Here is a 7,969-nt window from a genome sequence, read left to right as displayed (position 1 = left end):
ACGTCGGAACGCAGTGACGACGGTCCCGAAGGGAGAAGGCCGTAAGGCCTGAGCAATGTAGGTCATCGTCAGGCTCTTAATACCCGAACCCCCGCCAGGAGACTGGCGGGGGTTTTTTAGTTGGGGGAAAAATATGTATAACAATCCTGTTTACCATTCTATGACGTTGGCCGCAGTAGCCGGCGGTAAGTCCACCTTGCTTTTGTTTTTTCGCTCTTTGTGGTGTTTAATCCAGCCCTGCACTCTGGATTTACTTAACAGGCGAGCATCATGAAAACTAAGGCTCTCATCAGTCGTTTATCTGACGGACTGGTCCATTCCGGCGCTTCCCTCGCGCTTGAGTTGGGGGTTAGTCGGACGGCCGTCTGGAAGCAGGTTGGGCGTGCTGCCGATAAAGGCTACCGCATAGAAACTATCCGTGGTAAGGGCTATCGTCTGGTCGACCCGGTGGACCTGCTTGATTCGGACCGGGTTCGTGCTATTTTGCCCCAGCATGTCAGCGGCCGTCTCAGGCTTGAAGTTAGGGAGTCGGTGGATTCAACAAATGCCGAAGTAATGCGGCTTCGTGCAGCTGGTAGTGACGAGCTGATCGTGTGTCTGTCGGATAAACAGACCGCGGGCCGAGGTCGCCGTGGAAAAGCCTGGCAGAGCCCCGAAGGGGAAAATATATACCTCAGCATGGGTTTGATGCTGAAAGGCGGCTTTGCGTCCCTTGAAGGTCTCAGTCTGGTTGTTGGTGTTGCGATTGCTGAAACACTGGAGTCTCTTGGTCTGGAAAGCGTGGGTTTGAAGTGGCCCAATGACCTGCAGTTTGACGGTCGAAAACTCGCTGGAATTCTCATTGAGTTGCAAGGGGAGCTCGAAGGCGCCGCCCAGGTCGTGGTGGGGATTGGTCTGAACGTGCATATGAAGCACGCCCAGGGCGTCGACCAGGCATGGACCAGCATGGATCTTGCCACCGGGGGAGGCGGTTCGGTGTGGGAGCGCAATCATATTGCCGCGGCGCTTATCGAGCACGTACTGGATGCAGTCGACAGTTTTTCGGAACACGGTTTTGGTATTTTTCGTGATCGATGGCAGCAGCGGGATGTATTTAAAAATAGAGTTCTGCAGTCCGTTCAAGGTAGCCACCGTGGTATCGGGCAGGGCATTAACGACATTGGCCACTACCTCCTTGAAACGTCATCCGGTGTCGAAGCCATACACGCTGGAGAAATCAGCCTGCGGGTGGAATCGTGAGGCTATTGATTGATGCCGGTAACACCCGGATTAAATGGCGATTACTCTCCGGTCAGGTGGTCATGGCTGTCGGTTATGGTGATTTGACCGACGCCAGCCTTTTTGCCGCGATCAAGTCAGGCGGGCAGGCTATCGAGCGTGTCAGCGTGTCGACTGTGCGCTCGGATAAAGACCGGAAAGTACTGGAGGGCCAGTTATCCGGCCTGACAGACGCCGTCGTTAACTTTTACGGGGCTGAGGCCCGCCGCGGTGAGCTCATCTGTGCCTATCCAGACCCCTCTAAAATGGGCGCAGACCGTTGGCATGGGATGTATGGGGCCTGGAACCGACTTCATCATGCCTTCGCTGTTGTAGATGCAGGTAGCGCGATCACTGTTGATTATGTCGACGACAGCGGCTTGCATGCTGGGGGTTATATTCTTCCGGGTCGGCGCCTGCATCTCCAGAGTCTCAGGCAAGACGTCGCCCGGGTAGGCTTCGAAGAACCCGAGTCGGCACTTTCAAACCCCGGCGTGAATACGACCGAATGCGTTCATCACGGCCTGACCTGGCTATGGGGCGGCGTAGTCGGTCAAGTACAGAGGGATTGTCGCGATCGGGCAATCAGCACCGTGCTGGTGACCGGAGGCGATGGAGAGCGATTTATTGAACTGGGTTTGGTGGCCGAATATCGCCCCCACCTGGTGCTGGAAGGGCTTGATGCGATTGATCAGGCAAGCCTGACATGAAATGGCTTGCTGCCATGCTGCTCATTGCGAATATCGCGCTGTGGTTTTATGGCGGTCAGGGAACAGCTGTGTCGACAGAAAGCCAGGCAGAGGGGCGGCTTCCCAGGGTGTCTGCATTGGAAGTTGTGCCGGCTGCGAACAGGAATGAGCAGTCAGGACACGATCTCAAAAGCGATGTAGTGGAACAATTGGTAATCGCAAATGACCGGGAGTTATCCGTGGATGGTCGCAAGGAGGCGCCAGTCTCGGAGCGCCAGGGCGTGGCAGTCTCGAATCAGGCCGAACAGGCAGAAGTTTGTATTGAGATCGGCTGGTTCGAGGATGAGGCTGCTGCTCGTGCTGCTGCGCGCACTCTCGGTGTAACAGAAGTCATTAAACGCATTCTGGCGGTTGAACGGCCGCGAGCGCCTTTCCATTGGGTGATTGTCCCTCCTGTGCCTTCGCGATCCGATGCCAACCAGCTCTACAGGGAGATTCGCTCCATGGGCATCGATGCCTATCTGGTGGCGCAAGGGGAGCAGAAAAACGCGATCTCTCTGGGATTGTTCGAATCCAGGGTGGCAGCGGAACGGGTTCTTGCACGAAGAAAAGCTCAGGAATTGGATGCAAAGCTGGTAACCTTCCCCCGAAATCGTATAAGCTACGCCCTCGTTTTTTCAGCAGTTTTACACTCCGACACAGAAGCAGGCAAATCGCTTTTGGGAGGGTACGAAGGGCAGTTTGACTCGGTAAAAATCAGTGAATGTGAAGGTGTTGCAACCGCTGATAAAAATCCGTAGTATACCGCCCTCGCTGAAGAGGCGAATGTGGGCTGGCGTAGCTCAGTTGGTAGAGCAGCTGACTTGTAATCAGCAGGTCGGGGGTTCGATTCCGTCCGCCAGCTCCATTTTTTGTTTTTGCGGCAGGTTCAAGCACGTCGAATCTGCTCTGGAGGGGTTCCCGAGTGGCCAAAGGGATCAGACTGTAAATCTGACGCGCAAGCTTCGCAGGTTCGAATCCTGCCCCCTCCACCACTTATTGCTCGCGGGCATCGTATAGTGGCTATTACCTCAGCCTTCCAAGCTGATGACGCGGGTTCGATTCCCGCTGCCCGCTCCAGTTTTCAGAGAAGTGTTTAGTAAGCGCTCATGTAGCTCAGTCGGTAGAGCACATCCTTGGTAAGGATGAGGTCACCGGTTCAATTCCGGTCATGAGCTCCATTATTTGTCCGGTCAACGTTATGAATGCGGGTTGATTAGGGAGATTGATCGAATGTCTAAAGCAAAGTTTGAACGTATTAAGCCGCACCTGAACGTGGGCACGATTGGCCACGTCGACCATGGTAAAACCACCCTGACAGCTGCGCTGACGCGTGTATGTCACGAAGTGTGGGGAACGGGTGAGTCACGTGCATTCGATCAGATCGATAACGCACCGGAAGAGCGCGCCCGTGGTATTACCATTGCGACCTCTCACGTTGAGTACGATTCTCCGACGCGTCACTACGCACACGTTGATTGCCCGGGCCACGCGGATTATGTGAAGAACATGATCACCGGTGCAGCGCAGATGGACGGCGCGATTCTGGTGTGCTCGGCCGCTGACGGCCCGATGCCGCAGACTCGCGAGCACATTCTGCTGTCTCGCCAGGTGGGCGTTCCTTACATCATCGTGTTCCTGAACAAGGCGGACATGGTGGATGATGAAGAGCTGCTTGAGCTGGTCGAGATGGAAGTGCGTGAACTGCTGAGCGTCTATGACTTCCCGGGTGACGATACGCCGATCATTATCGGTTCGGCGCTGATGGCGCTGGAAGGTAAGGATGACAACGAAATGGGCACCACAGCGGTCAAGAAGCTGGTGCAGGCCCTGGACGACTACATCCCTGAACCTGAGCGTGCGATCGACCAGCCGTTCCTGATGCCGATTGAAGACGTGTTCTCGATCTCCGGTCGTGGTACCGTTGTGACCGGTCGTGTTGAGCGCGGCATCGTCAAGGTTGGCGAAGAAGTTGAAATCATTGGCATCAAGGACACCGTCAAGACCGTTTGTACCGGTGTTGAGATGTTCCGTAAGCTGCTGGACGAAGGTCGTGCAGGTGAGAACGTTGGTGTGTTGCTGCGCGGTACCAAGCGTGACGACGTAGAGCGTGGTCAGGTTCTGGCCAAGCCGGGCACCATCAAGCCGCACACCCGCTTCGAGTCAGAAGTTTACGTGCTGAGCAAAGAAGAAGGTGGCCGTCATACGCCATTCTTCAAGGGGTACCGTCCCCAGTTCTATTTCCGGACCACTGATGTGACCGGGTCTTGTGAACTGCCGGAAGGTGTAGAGATGGTCATGCCTGGCGACAACGTTAAGTTGGACGTCACCCTGATTGCACCGATTGCAATGGAAGAAGGTCTGCGTTTCGCGATTCGCGAAGGCGGCCGTACCGTTGGTGCAGGGGTTGTTGCAAAGATCGTCGAGTAAGTTAGTGCGCTGAGTAGTATCGGTGCAGGCCAGTAGCTCAATTGGCAGAGCAGCGGTCTCCAAAACCGCAGGTTGGGGGTTCGATTCCCTCCTGGCCTGCCATTTTTAATCTTCCAGATACATAAGCTGATTCCTATGGAGTCAAAAGCAGAAAGTAGCTCCAGTCGTTTCGATGTCGTGAAATGGCTGGTTGTTTTTGCATTGGTAGCTGTCGGTGTTGTAGGCAACCAGTATTTCAGTGCTGAATCCGTTTTGTATCGGGTTTTGGCTCTCGTTGCTATTGCCTTAGTGGCTGCTTTTGTTGCCCTGCAGACTGATCGTGGTCGCCGATTTGCGACTTTGCTCAAAGAAGCGCGGGTTGAAATTCGAAAAGTGGTTTGGCCTACCAGGCCCGAATTAATACAGACGACCGTGATCGTTGTTATTTTTGTTCTGGTGGTTGCTCTTCTTTTGTGGGGTATGGACTCGCTGATCAGTTTGCTGGTCGCCGGATTTATCGGTTAAAAGGAGTGGGCAATGGCTAAGCGCTGGTACGTCGTTCACGCGTATTCTGGCTTTGAAAAGCAGGTTATGCGCACGCTCAAAGAGCGTGTTGCGCTCAACGAAATGGAAGATCGGTTTGGTGAAATACTGGTGCCAACCGAAGAAATCGTTGAGATGCGCGATGGTAAAAAACGCAAAAGCGAGCGTAAGTTCTATCCGGGATATGTACTTGTCCAGATGGAAATGGATGATGCGACCTGGCATCTGGTGAAAAATACGCCACGAGTGCTCGGCTTTATTGGCGGCACCAAAGATAAGCCTGCGCCAATTACGGAAAAAGAGGCAGACGCTATTCTGCGCCGGGTTGAAATGGGCGTTGATAAGCCGAAGCCCAAAACACTGTTTGAGCCGGGTGAGATCGTTCGGGTAACCGAAGGTCCATTTGCCGACTTTAACGGAGTGGTAGAGGAAGTTGACTACGACAAGAGTCGGGTCAAGGTTGCTGTGCTGATTTTCGGTCGCTCAACCCCCGTTGAACTGGAGTTCGGGCAGGTCGAAAAAGATTAACGGCGGCAGTTATGCTGATGGCTCGCGCACCTGAGTGACGCGGGCTTTTTGTGTCTCAACAGGGGAGCCGAAAGGCGATTGAACCCACCAGGAGAAAATCATGGCTAAGAAGATCGATGCCTATATAAAGCTTCAGGTTGCTGCCGGTAAGGCCAACCCGAGCCCCCCGGTTGGCCCCGCATTGGGTCAGCGCGGCGTAAATATCATGGAATTCTGTAAAGCCTTTAACGCTCAGACTCAAGACATGGAGCCCGGGCTGCCTATTCCGACAGTGATCACCGTATACAGTGATCGCAGCTTTACCTTCGTTACCAAAACGCCACCAGCGCCAGTGCTGCTGAAGAAAGCGGCTGGTATCAAGAGTGGTTCAGGTCGGCCAAATACCGAGAAAGTCGGTACCGTGACGCGCGCTCAGTTGGAAGAAATTGCCAAGACCAAAGAGCCGGATCTTACTGCTGCAGATATGGATGCTGCGGTCCGTACCATCGCTGGAACTGCCCGTAGTATGGGCCTGAACGTGGAGGGCCTGTAAGATGGCAAAGTTAAGCAAGCGTCAAAAGCTGATCAGTGAAAAAATAGATGCCACCCGTGCCTATTCTGTTGAGGAAGCTGTGGCGCTTCTGACCGAATTGGGGCAGACGGTCAAGTTCAAAGAATCAATTGATGTTGCGATTAATCTGGGTGTGGATGCGCGTAAATCCGACCAGGTTGTTCGTAGCAGCACGGTTCTTCCCAACGGTACGGGTAAAACTGTACGCGTTGCAGTGTTCACGCAGGGTGCTAATGCTGAGAAAGCACTTGCAGCCGGTGCCGACATCGTCGGAATGGACGATCTCGCGGATGAAGTTAAAAAAGGCAATATGAATTTTGATGTGGTTATTGCCACTCCGGATGCCATGCGCGTAGTAGGGCAGCTTGGCCAGATCCTGGGCCCTCGTGGTTTGATGCCTAATCCGAAGGTTGGCACAGTAACCCCGGACGTTGAAACAGCGGTTAAAAATGCCAAGGCCGGTCAGGTTCGTTACCGCACCGACAAGAACGGCATCATTCATTCGCCTCTGGGCAACGTAGAATTTACTGCAGAATCGATCAAGGAAAACCTTGAATCGCTGATCGCAGATCTGAAAAAAGCCAAGCCCTCGTCAGCAAAAGGCATTTACCTTAAAAAGGTTACGCTATCGACGACGATGGGTCCTGGTTTGACTATCGATCAAGGCGGTCTGAGTATCTGATCGCTGAAATCGGTAGAAGCTTTGTAGTCTAGGCGGAAGCCAAGGCTGTCAAAGACCGCAGGCCCCCGAGGCTCGAAAGGGCTACAAGGGTTAAAGCAACGCCTGCGCAGACGGTGTGAAGACGTTCTCTCTGAACCCAAACACCGTTACGGCGCCCGCAAGGGCAATATGGGTTTGCCGGTTTTATTCCGGCGAAATCGAGGAGAAATCCAGTGGCAATTAGACTCGAAGACAAGAAAGCGATCGTCGCTGAAGTCAACGAGACTGCCGGTGGTGCTCTGTCTGTCGTATTGGCCGACTACCGTGGTGTCACCTCTGGTGATATGACGGCGTTGCGTGCTAAGGCTCGTGCTGAGCAGGTTCGCCTGAAGGTTGTTCGTAACAACCTGGCAAAACTTGCAATTGCGGGTACTGAGTTCGAATGCATCAAAGATGTATTGGTTGGTCCGACAATTCTGGCGTTCTCTATGGAAGATCCCGGTGCGGCCGCAAGGTTGCTGAAGGATTTTGCGAAAGAGAAAGAGGCATTTGAGATCAAGGGTCTGGCTGTTGGCGGTGTGCTGATGGCTGCAGATCAGATTGACCGCCTCGCCAAGCTCCCGACACGCCATGAGGCGTTGACGATGCTGGCAGCCGTAACACAGGCACCGATTACCAAGCTCGCACGGACACTGAACGAAGTTCCTTCGAAAGTGACTCGTGCTGTAGCGGCAGTTCGCGACCAGAAGCAAGAAGCTGCTTGATTCTGTTGAACACCATTTTTATATTTTTGGGAGAAAGTCATGGCTCTGTCTAAAGACGATATTTTGAATGCAATTGCTGAAATGAGCGTAATGGATGTTGTTGCGCTTGTTGAGGCAATGGAAGAGAAGTTTGGCGTATCAGCTGCTGCAGCGGTTGCTGCTGCACCGGCTGCAGCTGAAGCTGCTGTAGTTGAAGAGCAGACTGAGTTTGACGTTATTCTGACCGGTCCTGGTGAGAAGAAAGTCAACGCCATCAAAGCTGTTCGTGAGCTGACAGGTCTCGGCCTGAAAGAAGCGAAGGAAATGGTCGACAGTGCTCCTTCCACTATCAAGGAAGGCGTAAACAAGGCCGACGCCGACGCTGCGAAGAAAAAGCTTGAGGAAGCAGGCGCTTCAGTTGAGCTTAAGTAATAGCGCTCTGATGATCGCTACCATGCCTTAGGCATGGGAGGGCTGGTGGCCATGCGCCACCGGCCTTTTTCTGTTGTATATGCTATAGAGAAGGTGGCTCCTACATTGAAAGACAACT

The 7,969-nt window shown here is 53.6% G+C and carries 10 protein-coding genes and 5 tRNA genes; all 15 read left to right on the top strand.

Annotated elements, in window-relative coordinates:
* The first annotated feature begins 270 nt into the window (after window positions 1-270).
* The 15 genes from F6Y09_RS18745 (at window position 271) to rplL (ending at window position 7,851) form a co-directional block, all read left to right on the top strand.
* The gene (locus F6Y09_RS18745; protein WP_152208475.1) at window positions 271-1,239 is read left to right on the top strand and encodes a biotin--[acetyl-CoA-carboxylase] ligase; all 969 of its coding nucleotides are present in this window, start codon (window positions 271-273) and stop codon (window positions 1,237-1,239) included.
* A complete protein-coding gene (locus F6Y09_RS18740) occupies window positions 1,236-1,967 on the top strand; it encodes a type III pantothenate kinase (protein ID WP_152208474.1) in 732 nt (243 codons plus the stop codon). Before F6Y09_RS18745 ends, F6Y09_RS18740 begins: the two co-directional genes overlap by 4 nt.
* On the top strand, window positions 1,964-2,746 hold the full coding sequence (locus F6Y09_RS18735) for an SPOR domain-containing protein (protein ID WP_152208473.1): 783 nt from the start codon (window positions 1,964-1,966) through the stop codon (window positions 2,744-2,746). The genes F6Y09_RS18740 and F6Y09_RS18735 overlap by 4 nt, the downstream gene beginning before the upstream one ends.
* Before the next feature lie 31 nt (window positions 2,747-2,777).
* A tRNA-Thr gene (locus F6Y09_RS18730) sits at window positions 2,778-2,853 on the top strand.
* Window positions 2,854-2,896: 43 nt separating this feature from the next.
* Window positions 2,897-2,980, top strand: a tRNA-Tyr gene (locus F6Y09_RS18725).
* A gap of 10 nt (window positions 2,981-2,990) precedes the next feature.
* Window positions 2,991-3,065, top strand: a tRNA-Gly gene (locus tag F6Y09_RS18720).
* 25 nt (window positions 3,066-3,090) lie between these two features.
* Window positions 3,091-3,166: transfer RNA gene (locus tag F6Y09_RS18715), tRNA-Thr, on the top strand.
* Window positions 3,167-3,218: 52 nt separating this feature from the next.
* Complete coding sequence (gene tuf, locus F6Y09_RS18710; RefSeq protein WP_152208472.1) at window positions 3,219-4,415, top strand: elongation factor Tu; 1,197 nt, start codon at window positions 3,219-3,221, stop codon at window positions 4,413-4,415.
* A gap of 26 nt (window positions 4,416-4,441) precedes the next feature.
* A tRNA-Trp gene (locus F6Y09_RS18705) sits at window positions 4,442-4,517 on the top strand.
* Between the two features lie 33 nt (window positions 4,518-4,550).
* A complete protein-coding gene (gene secE, locus F6Y09_RS18700; RefSeq protein WP_152208471.1) occupies window positions 4,551-4,919 on the top strand; it encodes a preprotein translocase subunit SecE in 369 nt (122 codons plus the stop codon).
* Between the two features lie 12 nt (window positions 4,920-4,931).
* Window positions 4,932-5,465, top strand: coding sequence for a transcription termination/antitermination protein NusG (gene nusG, locus F6Y09_RS18695; protein ID WP_152208470.1), 534 nt, complete (start codon window positions 4,932-4,934; stop codon window positions 5,463-5,465).
* A gap of 100 nt (window positions 5,466-5,565) precedes the next feature.
* Window positions 5,566-5,997 (top strand): 50S ribosomal protein L11, encoded by a 432-nt coding sequence (gene rplK / locus F6Y09_RS18690; RefSeq protein ID WP_152208469.1) that lies wholly within the window; start codon window positions 5,566-5,568, stop codon window positions 5,995-5,997.
* 1 nt (window position 5,998) lies between these two features.
* Window positions 5,999-6,697, top strand: coding sequence for a 50S ribosomal protein L1 (rplA, locus tag F6Y09_RS18685; protein ID WP_152208468.1), 699 nt, complete (start codon window positions 5,999-6,001; stop codon window positions 6,695-6,697).
* Between the two features lie 212 nt (window positions 6,698-6,909).
* Window positions 6,910-7,440 carry a 50S ribosomal protein L10 gene (rplJ, locus tag F6Y09_RS18680; RefSeq protein ID WP_152208467.1) on the top strand — a complete coding sequence of 177 codons (531 nt, stop codon included), beginning with the start codon at window positions 6,910-6,912 and terminating at the stop codon, window positions 7,438-7,440.
* Between the two features lie 39 nt (window positions 7,441-7,479).
* Window positions 7,480-7,851 carry a 50S ribosomal protein L7/L12 gene (gene rplL, locus F6Y09_RS18675; RefSeq protein ID WP_152208466.1) on the top strand — a complete coding sequence of 124 codons (372 nt, stop codon included), beginning with the start codon at window positions 7,480-7,482 and terminating at the stop codon, window positions 7,849-7,851.
* Window positions 7,852-7,969 lie beyond the last annotated feature (118 nt).

Source organism: Marinobacter changyiensis (assembly GCF_009193265.1).
GTDB classification, from domain to species: domain Bacteria; phylum Pseudomonadota; class Gammaproteobacteria; order Pseudomonadales; family Oleiphilaceae; genus Marinobacter; species Marinobacter changyiensis.
The sequence above is the reverse complement of the archived record's forward strand: the minus strand, read 5'-3'. Positions and strand labels throughout refer to the sequence as shown.